25 protein-coding genes are annotated in these 25,012 nt (G+C 35.6%); 12 read left to right on the top strand and 13 right to left on the bottom strand.

Annotation, left to right across the window (positions count from 1 at the left end; translation table 11 throughout):
• Nucleotides 1-15: 15 nt before the first annotated feature.
• Nucleotides 16-405, bottom strand: a complete 390-nt coding sequence (locus tag CD003_RS01195) for a hypothetical protein (RefSeq protein WP_096199066.1) — start codon at nucleotides 403-405, stop codon at nucleotides 16-18.
• A gap of 148 nt (nucleotides 406-553) precedes the next feature.
• Between CD003_RS01195 and CD003_RS01190 the strand changes: the two genes are divergently transcribed.
• The 5 genes from CD003_RS01190 (at nucleotide 554) to CD003_RS21620 (ending at nucleotide 3,921) form a co-directional block, all read left to right on the top strand.
• Entirely contained in the window at nucleotides 554-1,144 is a 591-nt protein-coding gene (locus tag CD003_RS01190) for a CYTH domain-containing protein (protein WP_096199065.1), read from the top strand.
• A gap of 126 nt (nucleotides 1,145-1,270) precedes the next feature.
• The gene (locus CD003_RS01185; RefSeq protein WP_096199064.1) at nucleotides 1,271-1,936 is read left to right on the top strand and encodes a lytic transglycosylase domain-containing protein; all 666 of its coding nucleotides are present in this window, start codon (nucleotides 1,271-1,273) and stop codon (nucleotides 1,934-1,936) included.
• Between the two features lie 226 nt (nucleotides 1,937-2,162).
• Nucleotides 2,163-2,552, top strand: coding sequence for a globin domain-containing protein (locus CD003_RS01180; RefSeq protein WP_096199063.1), 390 nt, complete (start codon nucleotides 2,163-2,165; stop codon nucleotides 2,550-2,552).
• Nucleotides 2,553-2,567: 15 nt separating this feature from the next.
• Entirely contained in the window at nucleotides 2,568-3,485 is a 918-nt protein-coding gene (locus CD003_RS01175; RefSeq protein WP_373558523.1) for a ClpXP adapter SpxH family protein, read from the top strand.
• A 262-nt stretch (nucleotides 3,486-3,747) separates the two neighbouring features.
• Nucleotides 3,748-3,921, top strand: coding sequence for a hypothetical protein (locus tag CD003_RS21620; protein WP_179295362.1), 174 nt, complete (start codon nucleotides 3,748-3,750; stop codon nucleotides 3,919-3,921).
• Between the two features lie 96 nt (nucleotides 3,922-4,017).
• Here CD003_RS21620 and pepF read toward each other — a convergent pair whose 3' ends face one another.
• From pepF to mecA, 4 genes are all read right to left on the bottom strand, one after another.
• On the bottom strand, nucleotides 4,018-5,829 hold the full coding sequence (gene pepF, locus CD003_RS01165; protein WP_096199062.1) for an oligoendopeptidase F: 1,812 nt from the start codon (nucleotides 5,827-5,829) through the stop codon (nucleotides 4,018-4,020).
• A 209-nt stretch (nucleotides 5,830-6,038) separates the two neighbouring features.
• Nucleotides 6,039-7,235, bottom strand: coding sequence for a competence protein CoiA (locus tag CD003_RS01160; protein ID WP_096199061.1), 1,197 nt, complete (start codon nucleotides 7,233-7,235; stop codon nucleotides 6,039-6,041).
• Between the two features lie 188 nt (nucleotides 7,236-7,423).
• On the bottom strand, nucleotides 7,424-8,935 hold the full coding sequence (gene cls / locus CD003_RS01155) for a cardiolipin synthase (RefSeq protein WP_096199060.1): 1,512 nt from the start codon (nucleotides 8,933-8,935) through the stop codon (nucleotides 7,424-7,426).
• Nucleotides 8,936-9,092: 157 nt separating this feature from the next.
• Nucleotides 9,093-9,761 (bottom strand): adaptor protein MecA, encoded by a 669-nt coding sequence (gene mecA, locus CD003_RS01150; protein ID WP_096199059.1) that lies wholly within the window; start codon nucleotides 9,759-9,761, stop codon nucleotides 9,093-9,095.
• Nucleotides 9,762-10,224: 463 nt separating this feature from the next.
• Between mecA and CD003_RS01145 the strand changes: the two genes are divergently transcribed.
• Complete coding sequence (locus CD003_RS01145; RefSeq protein ID WP_096202206.1) at nucleotides 10,225-10,899, top strand: TerC family protein; 675 nt, start codon at nucleotides 10,225-10,227, stop codon at nucleotides 10,897-10,899.
• A 168-nt stretch (nucleotides 10,900-11,067) separates the two neighbouring features.
• Here CD003_RS01145 and spxA read toward each other — a convergent pair whose 3' ends face one another.
• The gene (gene spxA, locus CD003_RS01140) at nucleotides 11,068-11,463 is read right to left on the bottom strand and encodes a transcriptional regulator SpxA (RefSeq protein WP_096199058.1); all 396 of its coding nucleotides are present in this window, start codon (nucleotides 11,461-11,463) and stop codon (nucleotides 11,068-11,070) included.
• A 346-nt stretch (nucleotides 11,464-11,809) separates the two neighbouring features.
• Here spxA and CD003_RS01135 point away from each other — a divergent pair, with 346 nt between their 5' ends.
• Nucleotides 11,810-13,018: an efflux RND transporter periplasmic adaptor subunit gene (locus CD003_RS01135; RefSeq protein WP_096199057.1), complete on the top strand. Its 1,209-nt coding sequence runs from the start codon at nucleotides 11,810-11,812 to the stop codon at nucleotides 13,016-13,018.
• A 7-nt stretch (nucleotides 13,019-13,025) separates the two neighbouring features.
• Nucleotides 13,026-16,094 carry an efflux RND transporter permease subunit gene (locus tag CD003_RS01130; protein WP_096199056.1) on the top strand — a complete coding sequence of 1,023 codons (3,069 nt, stop codon included), beginning with the start codon at nucleotides 13,026-13,028 and terminating at the stop codon, nucleotides 16,092-16,094.
• A 114-nt stretch (nucleotides 16,095-16,208) separates the two neighbouring features.
• Here CD003_RS01130 and CD003_RS01125 read toward each other — a convergent pair whose 3' ends face one another.
• The 4 genes from CD003_RS01125 to CD003_RS01115 form a co-directional block, all read right to left on the bottom strand.
• Nucleotides 16,209-17,165, bottom strand: a complete 957-nt coding sequence (locus CD003_RS01125; RefSeq protein ID WP_096199055.1) for an NAD(P)H-dependent flavin oxidoreductase — start codon at nucleotides 17,163-17,165, stop codon at nucleotides 16,209-16,211.
• Nucleotides 17,166-17,229: 64 nt separating this feature from the next.
• On the bottom strand, nucleotides 17,230-18,498 hold the full coding sequence (locus CD003_RS01120) for an MFS transporter (protein ID WP_257008133.1): 1,269 nt from the start codon (nucleotides 18,496-18,498) through the stop codon (nucleotides 17,230-17,232).
• A 399-nt stretch (nucleotides 18,499-18,897) separates the two neighbouring features.
• Nucleotides 18,898-19,026 carry a hypothetical protein gene (locus CD003_RS22135; RefSeq protein ID WP_257008132.1) on the bottom strand — a complete coding sequence of 43 codons (129 nt, stop codon included), beginning with the start codon at nucleotides 19,024-19,026 and terminating at the stop codon, nucleotides 18,898-18,900.
• Nucleotides 19,027-19,054: 28 nt separating this feature from the next.
• Nucleotides 19,055-19,630 (bottom strand): GNAT family N-acetyltransferase, encoded by a 576-nt coding sequence (locus tag CD003_RS01115; RefSeq protein ID WP_096199054.1) that lies wholly within the window; start codon nucleotides 19,628-19,630, stop codon nucleotides 19,055-19,057.
• Between the two features lie 313 nt (nucleotides 19,631-19,943).
• Here CD003_RS01115 and CD003_RS01110 point away from each other — a divergent pair, with 313 nt between their 5' ends.
• Entirely contained in the window at nucleotides 19,944-20,129 is a 186-nt protein-coding gene (locus CD003_RS01110) for a hypothetical protein (RefSeq protein ID WP_096199053.1), read from the top strand.
• Nucleotides 20,130-20,192: 63 nt separating this feature from the next.
• Here CD003_RS01110 and CD003_RS01105 read toward each other — a convergent pair whose 3' ends face one another.
• Nucleotides 20,193-21,419 (bottom strand): putative glycoside hydrolase, encoded by a 1,227-nt coding sequence (locus tag CD003_RS01105; protein WP_096199052.1) that lies wholly within the window; start codon nucleotides 21,417-21,419, stop codon nucleotides 20,193-20,195.
• Nucleotides 21,420-21,469: 50 nt separating this feature from the next.
• Nucleotides 21,470-21,700, bottom strand: coding sequence for an excisionase family DNA-binding protein (locus CD003_RS01100; RefSeq protein WP_096199051.1), 231 nt, complete (start codon nucleotides 21,698-21,700; stop codon nucleotides 21,470-21,472).
• 236 nt (nucleotides 21,701-21,936) lie between these two features.
• Between CD003_RS01100 and CD003_RS01095 the strand changes: the two genes are divergently transcribed.
• The 3 genes from CD003_RS01095 to CD003_RS01085 all read left to right on the top strand — a co-directional run bounded on the left by CD003_RS01095 (nucleotide 21,937) and on the right by CD003_RS01085 (nucleotide 24,235).
• Complete coding sequence (locus tag CD003_RS01095) at nucleotides 21,937-22,473, top strand: HD domain-containing protein (RefSeq protein WP_096199050.1); 537 nt, start codon at nucleotides 21,937-21,939, stop codon at nucleotides 22,471-22,473.
• A gap of 279 nt (nucleotides 22,474-22,752) precedes the next feature.
• Complete coding sequence (locus CD003_RS01090; RefSeq protein ID WP_096199049.1) at nucleotides 22,753-23,733, top strand: sodium:calcium antiporter; 981 nt, start codon at nucleotides 22,753-22,755, stop codon at nucleotides 23,731-23,733.
• A gap of 31 nt (nucleotides 23,734-23,764) precedes the next feature.
• Complete coding sequence (locus tag CD003_RS01085; RefSeq protein ID WP_096199048.1) at nucleotides 23,765-24,235, top strand: hypothetical protein; 471 nt, start codon at nucleotides 23,765-23,767, stop codon at nucleotides 24,233-24,235.
• Between the two features lie 113 nt (nucleotides 24,236-24,348).
• Here the strand turns inward: CD003_RS01085 and CD003_RS01080 are convergent, their stop codons facing one another.
• Entirely contained in the window at nucleotides 24,349-24,909 is a 561-nt protein-coding gene (locus CD003_RS01080; RefSeq protein WP_096199047.1) for a TlpA disulfide reductase family protein, read from the bottom strand.
• Nucleotides 24,910-25,012: the final 103 nt, after the last annotated feature.

Below are 25,012 nucleotides of genomic sequence, written 5' to 3'. Positions count from 1 at the left end.
TCCTCTTCAATACTATTATGGAGATACTTTCCCAAATACCTTATTTACAGCATCGACCATGTCTTGGCCATAATTACAATTATCATCAATGCTATCAAGAAGGTAGTCCATCTCTTCATGAAATTGAACTAATTCAATTTGGGCTTCTTCTATTAATGATACATAAATGGGAGTTCTACTTGTATAAGCGCTTTGTATCGTAGGCCAAATTGACTCACTAATATGTAGATAAACATATTCATCACTTTTCTCTAGTATATAAATAAACGCCAAATTATCTGAGTCGACTAGCATTCTTCCCCCAGCCGTATACTGATTTGCTTCCTCGTTTACAACCCCTTCTTGAACTAGGAGCAGTACTTGGTCATTTTTCTCTATTCCTTTTGTAACTTCAAGCTTTTTCATAAAAACCTCCAACATCTCTCACTTGATATTGTTTTTTCTCTTTATTACCATTTTACCATAAGCACACAAAATAGTGGAAGGATTCAGTCGTTCCATTAATGGTGTAAGTAGTATAATAAAATAAAACATCATTTTAGGGGAGGAAATTATGTCACAAGAAATTGAAATAGAAGCAAAGAACCTTGTCACTGAAGAAGACTTTCGTAAATTAACCACTGCCTTTAACGTAAGTGAAACTGACTTTACTAATCAGGATAATCATTATTTCGATACAATTGATTTTTCCATGAAAGGAAAAGGTGCTGCATTGCGAATACGTGATAAGAACGATTCATCTACACTTACATTAAAACAACCTCACAAAGATGGACTGTTAGAAACGCATCAAACACTATCAAAAGATGAGAGACAAAATGCCCTTGATACTGGAGTTTTACCAGAAGGAGAAGTTATCAATCAATTAGAGAACTTAGAAGTTGAATATACTCACCTTCAATTATTGGGTACACTTTCTACATCTAGAGCAGAGATTGAGTATAGAAATGGTCTTCTCGTTTTTGATATTAGTCATTACTTAGGTGTAACTGATTTTGAAATTGAATACGAAGGTCAGAGTAAAGAAGTAGTAGAGGAAAATTTTAAAACGTTACTGCAACAATATCAAATACCAATAAAGAAAACAGATAATAAAATTGCCCGTTTCTTTACATATAAAAAATCATTAGAACAAAACAATTAAAATCGAGGGTTGTTTCAATAATGTCAACTTGACCTATTGGAACAACCCTTTGTCATAAATATCTAATTGTCAACTTTTTGAAGCTCTGATATAGTTGAACTATATTATTCTTGAGGTGAGACGTAAATGAATATATCTTTGTTACAACAGCTTTCTGAGATGAATGCGATACGCTCGTTACGAAATCCAAAAGCAGATACTACAACGTCGCCGTTCCAGTCTATGTTTTCCGATTTTATTACACAAGAAATGAGTAATAGCCTAGGCAATTTAAATAAAACAACAAATCGTAAAATGGATTTGTTTCTTCACCCATCTATGCAATTACAGATGCAGAGCTCAAACACTGGAGGAAGTTCAGCAATACAGGGTGTATTTTCTTCTACACTACAAGGGAAGATTGATACAAAGGCTGAACAATTTAGCCCACTTATTAACGCCGCAGCTAAAAAGTTTAATTTAGACCCTAAGCTTATCTATTCAGTAATCAAACATGAATCTAACTTTAACCCTACCGCAAAGAGCCATGCAGGTGCAGCAGGACTTATGCAACTAATGCCTGGTACTGCTAAATTCTTAAACGTTCAAAATGTCTATGATCCTGAGCAAAACATTAACGGAGGTGCAAAATACCTTCGCCAGATGTTAGACCGTTATGATGGAGATGTGAAACTAGCATTAGCTGCTTATAATGCCGGTCCTGGAAATGTGGACAAGCATGGAGGAATACCTCCGTTCCGTGAAACACAAAACTACGTACCTAAAGTAATGAACACTTTTCTTAATGCGTAATTGTTAATGGACAATGATTAATTAAAGTTCAAGACCTTAAAATTAATACCGGACAAAGGTGTAAGTGTATAGACTAACTCCTTTGTCTTTTTTTGTTTTTCATTGTCCATTAATCATTAATAATTACGTATTAAAACCTTTTCCATTTTTATCCAAGAACGGATTATTTGATGTTACTACTTTCGATTGCTAAAATGAACGTAACATATCAAAAGGAGAAACAAGTATGAGCCATAATGAAGAAACACCGTATCAGGCACTAGGGGAGAAAAAGCTTGGAGAACTTGTTGATGAATTTTACTCACTTGTGAGTAAGCATCCGGACCTAGCACCAATTTTTCCAGACGACTTGACTGAAACAGCCCGTAAACAGAAACAATTTCTTACACAATTCCTAGGTGGACCACAGTTATATTCCGATGAGCATGGTCACCCTATGCTAAGAGCAAGACATATGCCTTTCAAAATTACAACGAAACGTGCATCAGCTTGGCTTTCTTGTATGAAGGAAGCAATGGATGAGGTTGGTTTAGAAGGACCACTTCGAGAATATATTTATAACCGACTTACTTTCACAGCACACCATATGGTAAATCATCCTGACGATGCAGAGTAGAAAGGAGTATGACCATTGTCTTCTAAAGAAACTCAGTTTGGTTGCAATGACGAATTAGGTTATTGTGGCCCAAAACCTGATATACAAAAAGAAAATATGGAAAAACCATTACTCGAAATCTATACATTTATTGATCCTATATGCCCTGAATGCTGGGCTTTTGAACCTACTCTACGAAAATTACAAGTAGAATATGGAGAATATTTTAGGATTCGGTATGTAATTGCAGGAAAATTAAATGCGTGGGATCTTTGTAACCCTAAATATAAAGACCCTTCTTCTTTACAAAACATTGCGAAGGTTTGGGAGAAGACAGCAAGTAGAACTGGTATGTCCTGTGATGGCGATCTTTGGTTTGAGGACCCTATATCGTCCCCTTACACATCCTATGTTGCGATTAAAGCTGCTGAGATGCAAGGACGTCAAGCAGGTGGTAGGTTTTTAAGAAAGCTTAGAGAACGTCTCTTCTTAAATAAACAAAACGTCTCGAAGGAAGAAGTTTTACTAGAATGTGCTGCAGAAGCTGGGCTTGACGTTGAAGAATTTAAGAACGACCTACATTCTAACGGCTCAAAAAAAGCACTTCAGTGTGACGTAAAAACAACAAAGGAAATGAATGTCGACCACGTTCCAACGTTTGTCTTCTTTAATGAACGGATTGAAGATGAAGGAATAAAAGTTGCTGGTATTTATCAATATGAAGTGTATGTTCAAATTATTCAAACCTTACTAGGATACAAGCCTGATCCTGCACCACCAAATACACTTGAGCAATTTCTATCTCAATATAATTTTGTTGCAACCAAAGAAGTAGCAGTTGTGTTTAATATTTCAGTAACAGAAGCAGAGAATCGATTAAAGAGACTAATGCTTCAACAAAAAGTTGAAAGAGTACCTGTTAAATACGGAACTTTTTGGCGCCATCTATCTTAAAAACAAAACAGTCATGACGGAGCTTAACACTCTATCATGACTGTTTTTATATATTATTGGGGGGAGAATGTGATTATTTTCACAACACTAATATACCAATACAAAACTAGGAAAACAATATATTCCTATCAATGTTCAATAATTATTCACAACTTATAAGGTGAGCTGACGAGCGATTATAAAGTATCACAACTTATGGTTATTTTTTTAAAGACATGCATACATATATACAAAGTCATTTCATTCTTTAGGAGGTATATGTGTGCGTTGGATGTTACTAATTGGCGTTACTTTTATTATTATTAGCTTCTACTTTTTAATACTTAGTTTAATGCATCTGTTTCCATTTTATATATCCGCCCCTCTTATGTTTATATCAATCATGATTACACTAAATACCTTTAACAACAGAAAACGGTTTAAAGGGTTTGGTTAATGCGAGGCAACTAAATATAAAAGTATAAAAGGCTGTCTATAGTTAAGCATTCACCTAACTGACAGCCTTTTACATATATAAGAGTATCAAAAAAAGTTATTCTTCGTTCAGTAATTTTTCCATTTCATCTAAAGTCTTTTCAAATACAGCACAAGCTTCTTTGATTGGATTTGCGCTTGTCATATCTACTCCAGCATGCTTAAGTACTTCAATTGGATAATCAGAGCTTCCCGCCTTTAAAAACTCTAGATACCGTTCCACTGCAGGTTCTCCTTCTTCAAGAATTTGCTTCGATAATGCAGTAGCTGCGCTATAACCTGTCGCATATTGATATACGTAAAAATTATAGTAGAAATGTGGAATTCTTGCCCACTCTAAGCCAATCTCTTCATCAATTACAATATCGTCTCCGAAGTACTTCACATTTAAATCATAATAAGTTTTCGTAAGTAGGTCAGGTGTTAGAGATTCCCCTGAAGCTGCCTTCTCATGAATTAGCTGTTCAAATTCAGCAAACATCGTCTGACGGAATACTGTACCTCTAAAACCTTCTAGAAAATGATTTAATAAATAAAGTTTTTCCCTTTTATCCTTGGTTTCTTTTAGTAAATGGTCATTTAATAACGCTTCGTTTAAAGTAGAAGCTACTTCCGCTACGAAGATTGTATAGTCAGCATAAGGATAAGATTGTGTTTCTCGCGTATAATAGCTATGCATTGAATGTCCAAATTCATGTGCTAGGGTAAATAGGTTGTTTACGTTATTTTGCCAGTTCATTAAAATATATGGCATTGTGCCGTAAGCCCCTGATGAATAGGCCCCACTTCTCTTACCTACATTCTCTTGCACATCGACCCAACGTTTTTCAAACCCATCCCTTAATACATTTACATATTCCTTTCCTAATGGTTCTACACCCTTAATAACAAGGTCTTTCGCTTCTTCATAGCTTATTTCCATTTTTACATCTTTCACTAATGGAGTATATAAATCATACATGTGAAGTTCATCTACCCCAAGCACTTTCTTTCGAAGAGAAATATAGCGATGAAGTAAATGTAAGTTATCGTTTATCGTTTCTACTAACTGGTCGTATACTACTTCAGGAATGTTATTGCTACTTAACGCTGCATGTCTTGCTGAATCATATTTACGTACATTGGCATAAAATAAATCTCGTTTAACCTGACCACTTAATGTGCTTGCAAACGTATTTTTATATTTATCATAAGTTGCATAAACTGCCTTAAATGCATCCGAACGAACACGACGGTCACCGCTTTCTAGAAAACGTATAAAGCGACCATGTGTAATCTCTTCTTCATCACCGTTTTCATCCTTTACAGTAGGGAATTTCATATCAGCATTATTCAGCATCCCAAAGGTATTACTTGGTGTGCTTGTTACCTCACTTACCTGTGCTAAAATTGATTCCTCTGCTTCAGTTAGAACATGTGGACGCTGACGACTTAATTCATCTAAGAAATGAGTATATAACTGTAAATCTACATTTTCAGCTAAAAACCCTTTAATTGTTTCATCTGAAATTGATAATATTTCAGGAACAATAAATGATGCACTTTGACCTACTTGTGAAGCTAGGCTAGCTGCTCTATCATTTAAACCTTGATAAAAGGAATTTGTTGTATCTTGGTCATATCTCATGTGTGCGTATGTATACAACTTCCCTAGCTTTTTACTAATTTCATCCTGATAATTGAGCACTTCATATAAATTACTAGCTGCTGTAGCTAACGAACCTTGAAATTCAGATAGCTTTGGTAGTAACTCTTTTATCTCAGCAAACTCCTTTTCCCACTCACTATCACTCTCATAAATCGCTTCCAAATTCCACGTATCTTCTACGGGAATATCCTCTCTCTTCGGTAATGACTTCGTATCAGCCATCAAAACCACCTCCTACATAATATACGTTCGTTATCGAACCAATCATTCCTCTATTTTACCTATTTTTTCGAAAACCATCCGACAAAGATAATTAATAATTATGAGTTATGAGTTATGAATGTATCTGAGGTTCGTCCACGGTTAATTGGATTTACAATTCCTTAACTATTGTACTTTCATTCATATTTTATAATTTATTAATTCATACTTTATCTCTTCCCCCAGTACTTCTCATACACTCGTTGATCTCCTCTAATTGCGTCTTCAATATGCTGTGGTAGCTCTACTTCTCTCTTTTTAATAATGTGGGATTTTGATTCAATTTGAATGATATCTATTTTTTGAAGAAAGGAAAGATATCCTTTTAATGCAAATGACACGTTTCCTTTTAGCTGTAAAAACGTTCGTTCTTTAAAAAGACCATATTCAAGCATAGGCAAAAAAGCATGTTCTAATAGTTGATAAGAAAAAGGCTGGGAGATGGGGCGTTTATGCAAAAACTTAAGTAGTATCCAGCTTTGCCATAGATGTGGTGATGTTTGAAGATAGTAATGATATGGGGTTGGCCAACCAGCCTCACAAGGAAATAGAGTTGGGTAATGTTGTTCCTGAAAATATAATTGGCTCATATGCTTTTCAGTTTTAGAAGGAAATGGAGGACATGAATAACGCCAATGTCGTTTTACAGTTAGGATTTTTTCTTTGGAAAGGCATTTCTTTGAAATTAAGCTGTCATTCAGAAGGTTGTCGAAGGAAATTTGATGTTGTGGAAAAACGGTAAATGTTGCACTTGCTTTCATCGAAGAAGTTGAAAAGAAATCGGTGAGAAAAATAAAGGATTTTTGCTCGGAGCAATAAAGAAGAATGCTTGGGGTTTCATAAGTTTTAGTAAGAGTTCGAGTGGTTAGCCACTCTAATGTTCGTAAGGCGACTGTAGAATCTGATTTCCGTACGAGGCGGTTCGCTCCAAGTACCCAGATTGGAGTAATTCCATGGTTTATAAATGAGTTTGTTCGTTTTGTTAAGAGATCTATCGAAATGTTAGAACATTGAAATTCTATCGCATATCTGTGTTTCCCTCGTCTTACAAGTAAGTCGGGTCTTTGCTTAATTTCTTTTAAATAGGGTTCCAACCAAACATCCAGTCCTTGCGCTTGTAGCCAGTGGTAGAGTTGTAGCTTACCTTCTAAATGATACTTTGTCTCTGGTTCTGTCTCAATATAACAGGTGTTATCTCGTTCATGAGCGAAATGCCAATGACGTAGCTTCCCTAGTTTAAGTATTAACGAAGCCTTACATACAGGACAATAAAACTTCCCCTCTGACCGAAGTTTCTCCAGTGATTCCCGCGTATAGGGCTGCACTAAAGAGATTTCTTCATTATAGTTTAATTTAGCAGTTAACATAAACTCTCCTTTCTTAACTAAACGATATAAACTAATTCACCGTCACTTGGAAATATCCTTTATAAATTGAAAAAAAGCTGGGACAAAAGGTCGTTTGACCTTTTGTCCCAGCCTAAAGCAACGAGCTGAGGCGCTACATCTTTTAAAAGCTCTTTCAAGGAGCTTAGCGAACGGAGCCATTGCAACCTCTATAGCAACGGACTTAAAAGCCTTGATGTCGACTCAATTACTCGATAGAAAATCGAACGCTTTTGGAATACTTCTAAACTAATTCGATTTGAATGCTCTAAATCAAATATATAATCACTTACTAATGTCGTGACACTCTTTGTACGATAAAGATAGGCATTTACTTCAAAATTTAAATGGAAGCTTCTCATATCCATATTTGATGTTCCAATCGAAGCAATTTCATTATCAACTATAATAAGTTTACTGTGCATGAAGCCTCGGTGGTATTCGTATACTTTTACTCCTGCTTCTAAAAGTTCAGGAAAGTAGGATCGGGATGCATGAAAGACAATTTTTTTATCTGGACGGCTAGGTACAAGTAATCTAACATCTATTCCACTTAATGCTGCTATTTTCAGAGCGCTCAAAATATCATCATCAGGTATAAAGTAAGGTGACGCAATCCAAATGGAGTGCTTAGCAGTTGTAATCATTGAAAAGAACAACTTCTTATTAATCTCCCATCGTGTATCAGGACCACTGGCAATCATTTGAACACCGCCATCCAACGGCTCCTCTACAAGTACAGGAGAAAGATAACTAGGCTTTAGTAGCGTCTCTCCAGTAATATAATACCAATCCCTTAAAAAGATCAGCTGAAGTGTTCGTACTGCCTCACCTCTTACATATAGATGAGTATCACGCCAATAACCAAAATAATGGTGTCTTCCTAGATATTCGTCACCTATATTGAGTCCACCAACAAACGCAACATGCCCATCAATAATGATGATTTTACGATGATTCCGGTAATTTATTTTATGAGTAAAAAACGGTAGCTTTACAGGTGAAAAGGGAACAATTTCTACCCCAGCTTTTTTTAACTCATTAATATATCTCTTAGATAGCTTCCAACTTCCAACTGCATCATACATAAACCGAACTGGAATCCCATCTTGTGCTTTATCAATAAGAATATCTTTAATTTCATGACCTAGTTCATCATCACGGACGATGTAATACTCAAGATGAATATGATGCTTTGCCATCTTCAACGCTTGAATTATATGAGCAAATGTTTCTTTACCATCTGTTAAGACTTTTGTTTCAGTTGAGAAAGAAACAGGATTATTTCCTAAACGATGAGCGAGACGGAAAAGCAACTGTTGATGACCACCCATTTTTTGTAATTGATACTCATCTATCTGTCGATTCCCTTCTATTTTCTCAAAAGCCTGTTCATCCATTATCGCTTTTTCCGTAAACTTTTTCTCTTTTCGTTGATTTTGACCAAACATTAAATAAAAGAAAAAGCCTACGACAGGAAATACTGCTAAAACAATTAGCCATGTGAGTGTTTTAGTTGGATGACGGTTTTCTAAGAATATCACTACAGCAATAAATAATACTGAAAGTGAAAAAATTAAGCTAAAGGTACCTACAAGCCATCCTTCCCAGTAATCTCTTGTGATATATAAGAGACCAGATAAGATAGCCAAAAAAGCTATTACGTTTAATCGATTATACATATCGTTCTCCTTACTAACATCAGTAGTTTTTCTGATGTAGACAGACACAAATTTGATACATCCTTCATTTAATTAAATGAGACATAGCAAGTATCGACTTAGTGAATACTCCCTATTCAAAATAGAAGCCGATTTCATAGATGAAATCGGCTCAAAATTAACGTTTAGGAAAATTCTCACGAATCGTATTTATTGCATTACCATCAATAATTTGTTTACCATACTCATGCATACGGTGAACTGTAAATTCTGTCTCATAACCATACTCTAGGATTCGACTTAACATATCATCTTGCTCATCTTCAGTATATTGGTCATCTTGAAAAACAATATACAAGTAATATTTACCTTCAAAATGATAAAGAGAATTTTCTATATCTTCTTGGAAGCTATGACTTAATGAAATTAGATCCTCTAAATCTGCAAAACCAATTACAAGTTCAAGAAAATCTTCTTCTACTTCAATTATTTTAGTCGAGTCTCCAAATTGAGCGTCGAGCATATCAACGATATCATTGTCAACTGGTGAATCCGCATGCTTATCATTTGAGGATACTGGGATTTCTAACTTCACATTGCCATCAGAGACTTTGCCTCTCGTAACAACAATCTCTAATCCCTTCTCAAGTGCCTGTACTTGAATCCATAATGGGCCCTCAAGCTCAAATTCACCATTGTCATTTGCTTCATTCATCATTTCAAAAAAGAGTTCTTCTCCTCTTTCACGGTTATACCATATCTCATCACGGTCAAAGCCGCGGTCCTCTATATCTTTATATGAAATATAGAATTTAATCGTTGTTTCGTTCACTCTTTCGATCTCCATCTGAATTTCTCCCTCCTTGCGATATTCATCATGGCGGAAGGACTTCCTCTTCCCCAAAAATGTCTTAGGTCACCTATACCCAATTTGCACATCCTATAATACTTTTAGTCAAAATGACGTAATTCGTAAGGAAATTCTCCACTTTTTACTTTCCTAATTGTAGAGGCAAGTTACATTGTTGAGTTTTTATATCTATATTTCTATTTTATGATAAATACACTCAGAATGGAAATTAATTTGCTGACAATTTAAACTTTTTTTCAAAAGTCAACGTTTACCCAAACTTCCCTTGAATATATATCATATTTTCGTTCTTTTCCTTCTCTTTTCGTATACACATAGTATAGACAACCTATTGTTCTATATTAAGTACCAATTATCAATGATATCAACTTGTTTTGTCAACTATTTGATACTTTGATAGCCAGTCAAAAACCAAAAGATTAAGGATGAAAATACGATGATGGATTTAGATTTTCTAATTGCTCTTCTAACGATTATTGGTATCGACCTTATCCTCGGCGGTGATAATGCAATTGTAGTAGCCTTAGCTTGTAGAAACTTACCAGCACATCAAAGAAACAAAGCAATTATATTAGGAATCACTCTTGCTCTAGTCATTCGAATGGGACTAACACTAGTAGCCGTTCAACTACTAGAAATCCCTTATCTATTAGCCATTGGTGGTGCCCTACTAATTTACATCGCTTATAGTTTATTGACTGACCATGACGATAACAGAGATGTTAATGGTGGTACGAGTCTCTTTAGTGCAATTAAAGCAATTGTTATTGCAGACTTTATTATGGGGTTTGACAATATCATTGCTGTAGCAGGTGCAGCACATGGAAATATGCTACTGGTGATGATTGGCTTAATCTTTTCCGTCCCTATTATCATCTGGGGTAGTAAGTTAATTTTAATGGCATTCGACAGATTCCCTTTTATTATCTATATTGGTGCAGGAATCTTAGCATTCACAGCTGGTAGAATGATCTCTCATGAAGAAATGTTCTCACCACTATTTAGTTCACACCCTTATATGACAGCCTTTTTCCAAATCATTATAGTAGTTGGTGTATTAGTAGCTGGAGTATTCTCTCGCAAGTTAGCATTATCAAACAACTTTAGAGGTTGAGAATGGAGTAACTGCATGTGTTATGAGGCTGGGACACAAGGTCAAAAACGTACCTTTTGCCCCAGCCTCTACTACTCATTGTATAGGAAAGGTTCAATCCCCAAAAAGCAATAGAGCCGTACCACTACATGTGGTTACGGCTCTTTTTAAAGGGTCTGTCCCTTTTAATTAATTAACAAGCTTTTGTGCTTCTTGTAATTGGAATGTACGTACTTTTCTTGGTAAGAATCGACGTATTTCTGCTTCATTGTATCCAACTTGTAGGCGTTTATCATCAAAGATAATTGGTCTACGTAATAAACCTGGATTCTCGCTAATTAGCTTGAATAATGTTTGTAAAGGTAAAGATTCAAGCTCAACGTCTAACTCTTGAAAAACCTTTGAACGAGTTGAAATAATTTCGTCTGTACCATCTTCAGTCATACGAACAACTTCCTTAACTTCCTCAATTGTTAATGGTGATGAGAAAATATTACGCTCTTGAAACGGAATTTCGTGTTCTTCTAACCAAGCTTTGGCCTTTCTACACGATGTACAACTTGGTGAAGTAAGCAGGGTTACCATTTATGGACATCTCCCTTCAAATGTATCACATAAAAATAAAATTGAATTTTTTCTTACTACATACATTATACAATAATGATTCTAATTTGAATAGACTCTTTTATAAAAAAAATGTACAATATCTATACAACATGTACATGTTAGATAACAGGTTTGTATACCTTACTTTGCTGATTACCACAATCAGTATTTAATTAAACATCATATTAATTGAAATCTCACCAAAATTCACTACAAGTTCATATATTTCACACTTTAGTCACAAGATAATGGTACATATCTTTTAGTTATAATCTTTATTTATAGTACCATTGTTTTTGTATTTATTAAGAGGAGATGACACATTTTGAAAAAGGTATTATTTATTTTATTTATTATATTCCTTACTGCTTGTCAAACAAATGATATTACCAATGATGAAGTTGAGAGACAGTCAATTTTAGTGGAGACAGCGACTGTTTCAAAAGAAACGATTGAAAAGACGTTAGAACTGAATGGACAAGCATTGCCAGCAAATCAACTACCTTTATTTACACCTACTCCTCTCACTGTTGAACAAGTCCACAAAACGGTCGGGGATGAAGTTAGTAAAGATGACTTAATTATTTCATTAGACGATCAAGGCGCAAAAAGGCAATTGAATCTAGCTAGAAATGTCGTCACTGAATTAGAAAAAGCTCTCTCTCAAGCAAACCAATTAAGAAAAAATACTGAGCAAAATATAACAAAACTTCAACAACAACAAAATGAACTTGAACAATCACTCAAACAAACACAAAAACTCCTATCTGAACTTGGGGATGAAGATGCTGATGTATCTTTAGTAGAATTCGTTAGAAGTTCTCTAGAGCTTTCATTAAAACAAGCTGAACTCCAACAATCTGCAGGGAGCATGCAGCAAATACCATCAATTAATACCCTTGAGCTAGAAACTCAGCTTACTAGTGCAAGAGAAAATGTACGTCAGGCAGAACTTGCACTTGAAATGACAAAACTACGCTCACCCATAAATGGTGTCATTGCCCTATTAGATGTGACAGAAGGACAAACTGCCATTCCTAACTCACCTTTAGTTATGGTCGTTGAACTCGATCCTGTTGTAGCAACTTTTACAGCAAATAGTTTTCAAGTGGCACAACTAACAAGAGGCATGGATGCCCTATTAACGATTAATGGAATTGAAGAGCAATTACAAGGGACAATTTCAGTAGTCTCTCCAGTTATTAATCCACAAACGAATAGTTTCACTGTTGAAATCCCAGTTGATAATACGGAACTGAAAATTAAAGGAGGAATGAAAGCAACTGCACATATTAAGTTAGGTACGATAGAAGAAGCCTTGATGGTACCGTTAACTGCTATTCTCTATGATGATTTGCAACCGTATGTTTATGTCGTTAATGAAGGGACGGTCACTCGCACGAATATTATCATTGGTATGAGAAATGAAGATATGATCGAAGTTGTTGATGGACTTTCCGCAGAAGACATAATCGTAACAACGGGAAAAGAGCGCTTAACCGAGGGAGTAGAAATTACAATACGAAGCGAGTGAAGATACAATGAAGATTGCGAAACTATCTGTACTGAGACCAGTTGCGATGGCAATGGTCGTTGGCCTTATCTTAATACTAGGGATTGTTTCCTTGCGCAATTTATCTTTAGATCTTTTTCCTGAACTCACTTTTCCTGTCGCAGCCGTTACTGTTACATATGAAGGTGCAGGTCCTGAGGAGATTGAGCAATTAGTTACAGGTCCTATAGAAGAAATAATGTCTAGTATTCCAAATGTTGAATCTGTTTCATCAACCTCAAGAACTGGTGGGGCATTAATTCTCGTTTCATTTAATTGGGGTACGGACATGGACTTTGCCACTCTCAATATGAGAGAACGATTAGACTTGGTTAGGGAAGGACTTCCGAGAGAAGTGCCGATGCCACAAGTGTTAAAGTTTGACCCTAGCCTCCTTCCTATCGTTCAGTTAGCAGTAACAGAACCATCCGGTGATCTTGCTACTGCAAAAAAAATAGTTGAAAATGATATAAAACCACTTCTAGATTCTGTCGATGGAGTGGCTGCTGTACAAGTAGAAGGTGGAGCAGAACAAGAGATTCAGCTAACTGTTGATCCATCAAAACTATCGACATATGACGTTACACTATCAACACTACAACAAATTATAGCAAGTGAAAATTTAAATATACCAGCAGGGCAGCTTCAAGATATGAATCAAAACCTCCCCATTCGGGTGACAGGACAATTTACATCCATTTACGATATAAAAGCACTACCTATTCCTACTAATATTGGTGTAATTCCACTTGAAACACTTGTTGATGTCCGAGAAACGACAAAACCAACAAATCAAGTAAGTTATTTAAACGGTGAACCTAGTGTTGGTATGTCTATTCTTAAGGCATCTGGAACGAATACGGTGACTGTCGCTCGTTCAATAAATAGTGAAATTGAAGCCGTTAAAGAGCTTTTACCAGAGGGTGTTGAAATACGTTCTATTTTTGATCAGAGTCGATTTATTGAGCAATCTCTAAGAGCTGTTGCATGGAATATTCTTTTAGGAAGTTTTCTCGCTGCGCTCGTTCTTTATTTATTTTTACGTAATCTACGAAGTACCTTTATTATTGGTATGTCTATACCGATTTCAATCATGACAACCTTCTTATTTATGTATTTTTATGGTGAAACATTAAACATCCTTACCCTAGGTGGACTTGCTCTAGGTGTTGGGATGATGGTTGATAATGCAATTGTTATACTTGAAAACATTTATCGACTTAGACAAAAAGGATATTCAATTAAAGAAGCTGCAATTGAAGGAACAAGTGAAATAGGCGGAGCAATTATTGCCTCAACATTAACTACAATAGTCGTTTTCTTACCTATTGTATTTGTAGAAGGACTTGCTGCACAATTATTCAAGCCATTAGCAATAACCATTGCTTTCTCGTTGTTTGCGTCCCTTTTTACAGCTTTAATTATCGTACCGTTATTTTCATCTACCTTTATGAAAGTAAATGACGATACTTCTGCCTTTCAAAGAGGATTCGAACGGTTGTCCTCATGGTATAAGATATCACTTGAAAAAGCCTTACGCCGTCCTAAAACAATTATAGGCGGTACATTACTTCTATTACTCTTATCGTTAGGCGGAATACCATTTATCGGTACTGAATTTTTACCAGCACAAGACCAAAGCTTTTTAAGTATGGATGTAAGACTTCCTGCTGGAAGCTCTCTTGAAGCAACATATGAAATTACTGAGGAAATAGACAACTCATTAGAAGGTATACCTGAAATAGATTTAGCTTATGTTACTGTTGGAGGCACCGATAACTTTGCCTTGGCTGCTGGGACACAGACAAATAGAGCGAGCTATAGTATTTTATTAACCGAAGTTAATGAAAGAAGCCGCAATGACCAAGAAATTGCCGAAGAGATAAGAGAGCGTGTAAAGGATATTCCTGCAGATATTGGAGTAGCAGCTAGTGATAGTGGTTTTACAGATGATCCTGTTTCAATCACAATTAAAGGCAGAGAGCTAGAAACACTTCAACAATTATCAGAGGAAGTAATTCGACTAATTTCAGAAGTAGAAGGTGTGAGAGAACCTAATTCTAATTTCACAGCTGGAAATCCTGAAATAACTGTTTCAATTAACCGAGACCAAGCCTCAAGTTACGGTATTGGCAGTGGCCAAATAGCATCAACGATTAATGATGCTACACGAGGTTTGCTTGCTACACGACTCGCTCGAACTGGTGAGGAATTGGATGTACGTCTACTTGTAGACAATCGCTATACAACATCAATTGATGCCTTGTCAGAGTTACTTATTGACACTCCGTTTGGAGACAGAATTCCTCTTCACGCAGTAGCAACGATTCAACGTGGAGAAGGACCGAGTCAAATTCGCCGAACTGACCGGCTAAGAGAAGTGACGATTCGAGCATCCATATTAGATAGAGATTTAGGCAGTGTCGTATCAGATATAGAAGATGTACTCCGAGCAGAGCTCGCTCCTGTTTTACCAACTGGCTATCGAATTTCATTTGGTGGGCAAAACGAGCAAATGATTGATGCCTTTACTAAATTATCACTTGCTATTGCTTTAGCTGTAGTACTTGTCTATATGGTCATGGCCGGACGCTTCGAATCATTCTTCTATCCATTCATTATTATGTTTTCTGTTCCTATTACAGCAATAGGAGTAATTATCGGTTTACTTGTAACGATGCAACCTCTCGGGGTTGGTTCCTTAGTTGGGATCTTAATTTTAACAGGGATAGTTGTAAATAATGCGATTGTATTAATTGACTATATTAATACACTAAAGAAAAAAGGGCGTACGAGTTATGACGCCATTGTAGAAGCAGGCCCAACCCGTCTCCGTCCAATCTTAATGACGGCAATGACAACAATTCTAGGTTTAATTCCATTAACACTTGGCTTTGGTGAAGGAACAGAAGTACAGCAACCAATGGCTATTGTCATTGTATTCGGACTTACCTTCGCAACATTCATCACACTAGTATTAATTCCAGTTATTTATTACGTTTTAGACATGCGTAAAGAAAAAAGATTAGAAAAGAAACTAGAGTTGGAAGATAGATAAATTAAAATTTCCTAAGCAACTAAAAAGGCACAACAAGTATTCAACCTTGTTGTGCCTCTTTTCCTATTTTCCTACATATTAACCTTCACAGTCGAACAATCATCTACTCCCTTCTTAATCTATTGTTAAGTTAGATGCTACATCCCTTGCTTCTCGCATAATTGTTTCTACTACTTCTGTTGCACTTGGAATAGAATCTATTAGACCAACTGCTTGCCCACAGTTCATCCAGCCTTTCTCTACTTCCCCTTCAATTGCAGCTATTTTGTTGTTCTTCCCTCTTATAAATGGTAGTAGCTCTTCGATTGTAGGTTGAGTATCTTCCACTTCAAGGATCTTATCAACAAATGGTGATTTTAATACTCGTAGTCTTCTTCCAATGCTCCGTTCAATAACGACTGTTGAATCTTCATTTGCCTCTGTTAATAAATTTTTATAATTATCATGGGCTTCACATTCCTTTGTTGCAACAAAACGAGTACCAAGCTGAACTCCTTCTGCACCTAGTGCCATTGCTGCTGCCATCCCTTGACCATTCATAATTCCTCCTGCTGCAACTACTGGAATATCAACTGCTTTAGACACTTGTGGTATAAGTGTGAACAAAGTTAATTCCAACGGACTGTCATGACCACCTGCTTCAAATCCTTCTGATATGATTAGGTCAGCACCTATTTCTTGAGCCTTTAACGCATGTTTAACAGCAGCTGTTACGACCATAACTTTTAATCCTGCTTCTTTAAAAAGAGGGACAAAAGGCTTCGGATTCCCTGCTGCCACACTTACAGCCTTTATTTTATCTGCATTTTCTATGATTGCTTCTACAAAAGGCGTATTATCTGAATGCTCGCTAATTGGTAAATTAACTCCAAAAGGTTTATCAGTTAGTTCTGATGCAATTCGAATCTGTTCTCGGAAATCGTCTAATGAACGACCACCTGTTCCAATTTGCCCAAAACCTCCACCATTTGAAACAGCAGCTGCTAAAGCACCATTCCCTACATAGGCCAATCCACCTTGAATAACTGGATATTCTATTCCTAAAAGTTCACAAACACGATTTTTACTCATTTTTTATCCCCCTTAACATATTATTATTTTATTTTGATAACTGATTTTAAATGATTCAAAAATATTAGATATTCAAATTCGAGTTAGTTACCACTACTTTTTGTTTTGAACGCTTCATAAAATGAAGTCTCATACAACCAATTGCACCACATAAACAAATTAAAGCGGAAAGCAAAAATGCTAAATAGTAGCTATTTGTTGAGTCAATAATAAATCCTGTTATAATCGGTGATACAATTTGTCCGATACTAAAAAATACGGTAACAAAGCCCATCGCTACAGGAACATAAGAAATTTTTACATACTCTGCCACACTTGCATTCATAATCGTCGGTACAGCCCATAATGTCAGTCCATAAATGATCGATTCTAGAACAATAAAAAATGTTGAAGTTGACATAGTTAGTGCAATTAGCATGGAGAATTGAATCGCCAATACAAGGGACAAAGCGTACATCCTTCCATATTTATCAGAGAATCCGCCCCAAATAAATCCACTTATAATACTCACAAAACCAGCTATCGAAAAGATAAGACCAGCCAACTCTTTAGAAAAGTGTAATTCCACCATTAAATAATCAACTAGAAAAGTTGAAAAGATTAAATAACTAAACCCCCAAGATAAATAAATGAAACCAATAATCCAAACTTGCTTATTTTTATAAACACTCCATTTACCACTTTGTTCCGGCGTTTCTACTTTCTTAGATAGCTTAGATACCGACTCTTCATCACCAACCGGCTTTAAGCCTAACTCTTCCGGAGAATTTTTTAGAAAAATCCAGTTTACTATGATAAAAAGAAAAGTAATAATAGCAAGGATATACCAACTAATCCGCCAACCTTCAGCGGTAATATTTACGATAGTCGGAACAAATAGTCCACTGATAACTATTCCTACACCTAAACCACCAGATACAATCCCAATGGCCATACCCTTCTTCTTGTTTGAAAACCATCTTCCTGCAAGACCCATTGTCGGTATAGAAGAACCTCCTGCACCAATTCCTAATAGTAAGCAACCAAAATAAGCTAGCCAGAAAGACATCGCATTTGCATTGAGGACCATACCAACAATAATAATAAACAATGAGTAGTTTATTATTTTTTTTGCACCAAAACGAATTACGAAATATCCTACTATCGAGACACTTAATAAATAACCAATAAATGCTGATGATGCAATTAAACCAATTTGCCGATAATCAAGAGCTAACCCTTCTCTCATAAACGGAAGAATCGCGCCTAATGAAAAACGTCCAAATCCTAGGCTACCAAGCATCGTACAGAATAATAAAAAAAGAATAATCCAACCTTTATGTACTTTTTTCATCTAATTTCTCCTAACCTATCATAATTTAGAAAATTAAGTAAATATTCTTACTATATTAGGAGTAATTAACCTAACATGTACATTAATTTCTTCAACACTCAAACCCATTTGTCCTCCTAAATCCAATTTTTCTTTTAGAGGTTATTCAAAAAGGTCGTTTTTTACCTTTTTGAATAACCTCTAAGTAATTGAGCGTAGTCGCTGTATTCTTTTAAAAGCCTTGCTAGGAGTGGTTTTCTCCTAGCAAGGCGCACAGCGTGCGAAGCCATTGCAGCTACTTTTTGAACAACCTCTTTTAGAGGTTGCCTGAAAAAGTCTAAAATAGACGATTTGAATAGCACTAAAACTCAAAAAAAAAGACAACCAAATTTAATGCACTTGATTGTCTTCTATACAAAATTATGCTGTTGTTCTACGACTTGCTGTTGGTTGACGTTTTGGGGAAGGGTTCCAATTCTTGAGGTTTTTCTTTAGTAGCTCCTTTAAAAGCTCTCTACGATTTTTCTTCTTTTTCTCAGATTGTTTCATTTCCACTTACCCCCTTTTCTAGATAGTATTAGATTCTTTGCTCTGGTTCATTCGGTTTATTATCTTCGTCAAACGTTAAGACTTCATCTACATCACTATACGATTGTCCATATAGCTCTTTGTCCTTATACGTGTGAATTGTTTCATACGTGTGCTTCATCTTTTCAAAGATGCTTTCTTCCGACTCATCAGTTGGTGACCAATACAAAATTTCTAATTCATTTATTTCGTTTGTAGCTAATGAACGACGTCGATAACCTATAGACTCTGCATGCTTAAAGCCTTCTCTACTATAAAACTTTTGACGCTTTTCTGTATCTGTATCTTCATAGTCGACAGGCTCAACCTCCAAAATAATTGGTTTTCCTTTTTGTTTTAATTGATCGATTAACTTCTTACCTAACCCTTGCCCTCTTGCAGCAGAGGAAACAAATAAATAATCAATAAAAACAAAGTCATTCATTTCTATATACATCATAACATGGTTTGGACCTTCATCTTTAAAATATATATCGGATTTTTCTGCCAATAATAATTCTATATGCTCTTTAGATTTCATCTCTTCTATCGGAAAATATTGATTTAATTTTTCATACCAATTCAATTTATATTACCTCCATCTCTCTTCTTATATTTATTATATGCTTATTTTAGACTTTGATAAACTTCCTCTCTTTGGAATATATCAACTGTATTTACCTTCAATAAGAATAGCAGGATATTACATATCGATTAGGTACTATCTTATTCAAATACTCCTGAATCGTCGTTGTTTCTAAGAAAAAGACCAAATTCCTTCCAATTTTATTTAAACACTTTTCAAAGACAACGCTATTCACAGGAAATCCCTTTCATTTTTTTACAAACTCATTTAAAATATAAGACAATGATATAAATTTCATTAAGGAGGCAATAACATGATTGAGCTTCTTACAGACTTGGGCATCTTAGCCCTGTTAATTATCGTAATTACTGCTTTAATGGGCGTAGTTTCTATGTCATTTGGTACAAAGGTGTTAGGACGTGGTCAAGCAAATCGTTTTGTGGATAAGTCCGCAGCAACCCAAATGAACTGGAGAAGAGTAGGCGGGAACGGCAAGTAATCGTCATTCTACATAACGAAAGGGCTGATCCAAATACATTTGGTTCAGCCCTTTATTATTGCGTCAGTTGTCCAACGGTGTGTAATTCACATTTTCTGTATATCGATTTCCTGCATTCCAAAGTAAAAATTCATCTATACCTTCTTCATTCAATGCACGAATTTGAGCTTCAACTTCTGCTTTTCCGTAACGTTTATAATTTCCGGACCCTAACCAACTTGCAGTAAAGTCTTGAATCCAAGGTCTTGAAACTGGACGATTATCAAGAGCATCAAGAACTTGATTTTCTACTTTTGCATATTCCTTAACTAATTCATAAGGATGCAAATCAGGCTTAGAAATACCGAAATATGATGTCCAGTGGCTTGGATAAATCATTGACGAGATGACATCTACATTTTCTGAGATTTTTGAGAAATTCTGTCCGATACCAGGTGCTTCTTTAATTGTTGCTGCATACCCAAATATATCAACTGAGACATCTACATCATATGGAGACAATTGCTCTCTTGCGTACGCGACAAAGTCCGTTACTGCACTAACACGTTTCTGTACATTATCCCCATCTCCACCTTCATATTCTCCAACATTGTATTGTAACTCATCATCTCTACGCTCAAAACCTTCTGGAAAACGCACATAATCAAATTGGATTTCTTGAAATCCTAATTTAGCTGCTTTTTCTGCAATTGCAATATTGTAGTCCCAAACTTCTTTTAAAAAAGGATTAACAAATGCTTCACCACGACGATTTTTCCACACTGTACCGTCTGAATTTAAAAATGATAACTCCGGTCTCTTTTCCGCTAATACAGAGTCTTTAAAAACAACAATACGTGCAATCGGATAAATCTCCTCTTCTTCGAGTACCTGCATCATACCTACTGGGTCTTTAATAAAATTCTTTGAAATATCGAGAAACGGTGAGTCCTCATCTGGTTTGTATGTTAAATACCCATTATCCTCTTTAATATCGATCACCATTGAATTTAGTTCAGTCGTATCAAGAAGTTCAAGTAATGAGCTAAACCGCTGTCCTCCTGCTGAGTTCCCTGTTACATAAATACCTCTCACAGCATCAGGGTAGTTGAAAGTGTAACCGGAATCATATACGAACCTTGCCATTCTTACTGGTATCTCCAATTGCTTTTCATAACTCATCTTTTTACTATGCTCATAAACTACACCTTGTTCCTCCGCCAATGTTACATTCGGATACATATAAAGCAATCCAAAAACTGCAACCATACAAACTACTGCAATAATGGTACGAAAGAATGTTTTCCCCATATACTCACTGCCTTTGCTGTCATATAGTTTGTCATTATTAATTGTATGTACTAATCTTCATCTTTAACATCAATATCTTCTGGAAGTGGCTCTTCCTCTTCTTTTCTAAGCTGAATGAGCTTTTTCTCGATTTCTTCTTTATGCCAGCTAAACTGTTCTTTATTAAATAGATACTTCTCACCGTCATAAACTGCTTTGATATTACCAAGGTTTACTTGTTCTAAAATATAGTCTGGTGTTACTCCTAAATACTCAGCTAACTCTTGAACTGTGATATACATCAATACCCCTCCCTAACAAAATTATAACGTTAATCGACATGAATTGTCATGATTTTATCAAATTTTAGGACAATATCCTCCCAATGCCATCAATAAACCTAACATATTTTTACTTGATTAAAATATACTAATAAAACAAAGAAAAACATTGCACTAACGAACCTAAATCTATATAATAGAAATAATACACTAAAAATCACTATAAAAACTTACACACTACCAAGGAGGGAATATAGATGAGAAACGTGACGTTAACTGAACTTTTTAAACACCCGATAACACAGAAATATGTAAAGCGCTCTGGGCTTGCTCATGCAATTGCGGCTAGCTATCATGCTTTTAAATTATCATCCCAGTACAACGTAAACCCTGATCTTGCTACGAAAGCAGCATTCCTCCATGATATCGGGCACTATACATGGTACCAAAACGGAAAATGGGACTTTAATTTATATAAAGAAAATGATATTCATGCAATTAAAGGAGCAGAAAGAGCTCATAAATTATTAATTAGACTAGGAGAAGACCCTAGGAAAGCTAAACAAATCTGCTTAGCTATATTGCTTCACACTGATTCTTATTTACCTAGCGGTGAGCTTTCCTTAGATCCTCTTCAAAAGGTTGTTGCCTTAGCTGATGAAGCAGATGAAGAGCCAAATGGTGATCACCACTACAAAACAATAACTGATGAGCAGGCTTATAAAAGTATTAAACGACTAGACGCACTTGTATCAGAAGCATTAAAAAATCCGAATTTAAAAAAGAGCGTTTAAAAAGGAAGAGTACAGTTTTGAACTCTTCCTTTTATATTGCTTAAATTTAGGTTGACGCATGAATTGTATCGTGATACTCTGAAAAAAAAGCGAATAAGCCCAAAAAGGGGAGTAGCGACCGCAAGGTTAATGAGTCGTCATGACGGTGAGTTTCTCACTCGGTTCATTGAGCTTTGTTTAAGAAAATTGACAAAGTACGCAAGACCTTTTTATGAGAGTTTACATTTAGGGTAAACTTTCATAAAAGGGTCTTTTTCGTTTTCAAAAGGAGGATTAAATGTGGTTTTTGTATTGTTTATAGTAGCTGCTATAATTACTGTCTTAGCAGCGATAAAACTATCGACTTATGCTGACGCATTAAGTGAAAAGACTTCTTTAGGGGGGTTATTGATTGGAACAATATTTCTTGCGGGAGCAACCTCTTTGCCGGAAGTAACAACAAGTGTATCTGCAATCATGTTAAATAATCCAGATATTGCAGTAGGTAATGTATTAGGAAGTAATTTGTTCAACCTTTTTATACTTGCAAGCTTTGATTTGTTCTATAGAAGAAAGCAAATCTTAAAAAATGCTGCCAAAGAACATCTCTATACAGCCATTATTGGACTATTCTTAGCCGTAGTTGCTTTACTATCGTTAACATTCAGGTTAAATATTACATTATTTGGAATAGGGATTGATTCACTTCTCCTTTTAACCATTTACGGAATAGGAATGTACGTATTATCACGAATGTCTAATAATAACGAGCTTGTTGAACCAGAGGAAACAGACCTTAATACGTCAGCAATTTCTTTAAAAAGAGCAGTATATGGCTTTATAATTGCAGCCATTTTAATTCTAGCTGCTGGTTCGTTACTAACGATTTCAGGGGATAGAATTGCGGTCATTACAGGTTTAGGCTCTAGCTTTGTCGGTAGCTTTTTAATAGCCGCAACGACGTCTCTACCAGAAGCGGTTGCAGTCTTAATCGCTGTACAATTACGCAATTATAACCTTGCGATCGGCTCTATCCTAGGAAGTAACTTATTTAATATTTTAATTCTTACTGGATCTGATATTATCTTCCAAGATGGTGCAATTCTTACGTTCGTTTCAAACGTAAACCAAATTACAGCTGGGGCTGTGACGATTTTATCAGTCATTATCTTATATTCTTTAACAAGAAAGTCATTTCGTTCATCTGTCGGATATGCAATACCGTCCGTTTTGCTCGTCATTGTATATTTTATTTCATCTTATTTAATTTTTGTCCATTAAAAACTAGAACTAACCAACACAGGAGGCCTTCATGCTAACATTTGAAGAAAAATTATCTATTATTGAATCATTCCCTGAACTAGAACGAAAAGACGTATCATTAGGGAGAGTGAACTTTCACTTTGATGAAAGCTCAACTGAAAAGAAGAATGTTGTATACCATTTACACCCCAATGGAAACGGCTTTATCTTTGCTAAACATATCAAAGGACAACGTACAGATAGTAAGGGTATGGTGAATATTCGTGAGTACTCTGAGGAAGAGCTGCGTTCATTAATTTCAAAAGCAATTGTGTCATTAACTTCTGATGAAGAAGTTGAAATTGATGAGAAACCCGTACATGAAGATGAATACTGGATTAATAACGAAAAACAAACACTTAGGTTAACAGAAGAATACGAGATGTGGAATGTATATGGTGGAGATAATTTAGATGGAACATTTCCTTCATACAATGAAGCGATACAATATTTAGACGAAGAGGGATTTCGTCGTAAGTAAGCAATCCCCAAAAAAGCGTTATTTGTTTATCCGCATAAATGTATTTTATAGTTAGTCTAAAAAAACAAAGAGGCGGTATCGAAGGAGTTTTAACCACTCGATACTGCCTCTTTTTATTTTGACAACTCTTCCACCAGTTCTGGTGTAACCATTCCGTTTATTCTTCTAACTACCTTACCATCCTTACCTATTACAACGGTTGTTGGGATGCCTATAATTTGATAATCTTTCATCGTTTTACCATCTTCGTCATATAACACTTTAAAGTCCGCATGAAAGTGTTCTAAAAACTTAGTGACATTTTCTTTGCTTTTCTCTTGATGGGTCATATTAATTCCTAGAAAAACTGCATCCTCTTTTTGATTAATTTTCTTTGAAAAATCTACAACTACCGGCATTTCCTCTTGACAAGGAGGACACCATGAAGCAAAGAAGTTTAAAATAACAGTCTTTCCTTTATAATCTTCAAGAGTAACGATTTGATTGTTCTCGTCTGGTAATGAAAAAGAAACCGCTTGATTACCCTCGTAAGGTCCTACCTTACTAATAGCCGCCGCAGCCACAGCCTCATCTACCTGATTAAATACTGTATTTGATTGTTGATAAAAGCTTCCAAGTGCAAATAATATAAAAAACAGTACGCTAAAATAAAATGCTTTTCTCGTTTGCTTCACTTATAGTTTCACCTCTTTATTGTTTATGTTAAAGTATAGAAATCTAAGCTGAATCTATTGGCCACACTTAATACTTATGTAGACAAGACCATAATCATGTAAG

The organism is Bacillus sp. FJAT-45350 (genome assembly GCF_002335805.1).
Taxonomy (GTDB): domain Bacteria; phylum Bacillota; class Bacilli; order Bacillales; family NISU01; genus FJAT-45350.
This window is presented reverse-complemented; position numbering and strand designations above follow the sequence as displayed.

Bases quoted from the DNA above. Each gene is read 5' to 3' on its own strand.
- CD003_RS01195 (WP_096199066.1), bottom strand. From the start codon at position 405: ATGAAAAAGCTTGAAGTTACAAAAGGAATAGAGAAAAATGACCAAGTA.
- CD003_RS01085 (WP_096199048.1), top strand. From the start codon at position 23,765: ATGCTAACATTTGAAGAAAAATTATCTATTATTGAATCATTCCCTGAA.
- CD003_RS01180 (WP_096199063.1), top strand. From the start codon at position 2,163: ATGAGCCATAATGAAGAAACACCGTATCAGGCACTAGGGGAGAAAAAG.
- spxA (WP_096199058.1), bottom strand. From the start codon at position 11,463: ATGGTAACCCTGCTTACTTCACCAAGTTGTACATCGTGTAGAAAGGCC.
- CD003_RS01160 (WP_096199061.1), bottom strand. From the start codon at position 7,235: ATGTTAACTGCTAAATTAAACTATAATGAAGAAATCTCTTTAGTGCAG.
- mecA (WP_096199059.1), bottom strand. From the start codon at position 9,761: ATGGAGATCGAAAGAGTGAACGAAACAACGATTAAATTCTATATTTCA.
- CD003_RS22135 (WP_257008132.1), bottom strand. From the start codon at position 19,026: ATGAAACAATCTGAGAAAAAGAAGAAAAATCGTAGAGAGCTTTTAAAG.
- CD003_RS01145 (WP_096202206.1), top strand. From the start codon at position 10,225: ATGGATTTAGATTTTCTAATTGCTCTTCTAACGATTATTGGTATCGAC.
- CD003_RS01130 (WP_096199056.1), top strand. From the start codon at position 13,026: ATGAAGATTGCGAAACTATCTGTACTGAGACCAGTTGCGATGGCAATG.
- CD003_RS01125 (WP_096199055.1), bottom strand. From the start codon at position 17,165: ATGAGTAAAAATCGTGTTTGTGAACTTTTAGGAATAGAATATCCAGTT.
- CD003_RS01095 (WP_096199050.1), top strand. From the start codon at position 21,937: ATGAGAAACGTGACGTTAACTGAACTTTTTAAACACCCGATAACACAG.
- CD003_RS01190 (WP_096199065.1), top strand. From the start codon at position 554: ATGTCACAAGAAATTGAAATAGAAGCAAAGAACCTTGTCACTGAAGAA.
- CD003_RS01120 (WP_257008133.1), bottom strand. From the start codon at position 18,498: ATGAAAAAAGTACATAAAGGTTGGATTATTCTTTTTTTATTATTCTGT.
- CD003_RS01100 (WP_096199051.1), bottom strand. From the start codon at position 21,700: ATGTATATCACAGTTCAAGAGTTAGCTGAGTATTTAGGAGTAACACCA.
- CD003_RS01185 (WP_096199064.1), top strand. From the start codon at position 1,271: ATGAATATATCTTTGTTACAACAGCTTTCTGAGATGAATGCGATACGC.
- pepF (WP_096199062.1), bottom strand. From the start codon at position 5,829: ATGGCTGATACGAAGTCATTACCGAAGAGAGAGGATATTCCCGTAGAA.
- CD003_RS01105 (WP_096199052.1), bottom strand. From the start codon at position 21,419: ATGGGGAAAACATTCTTTCGTACCATTATTGCAGTAGTTTGTATGGTT.
- cls (WP_096199060.1), bottom strand. From the start codon at position 8,935: ATGTATAATCGATTAAACGTAATAGCTTTTTTGGCTATCTTATCTGGT.
- CD003_RS01110 (WP_096199053.1), top strand. From the start codon at position 19,944: ATGATTGAGCTTCTTACAGACTTGGGCATCTTAGCCCTGTTAATTATC.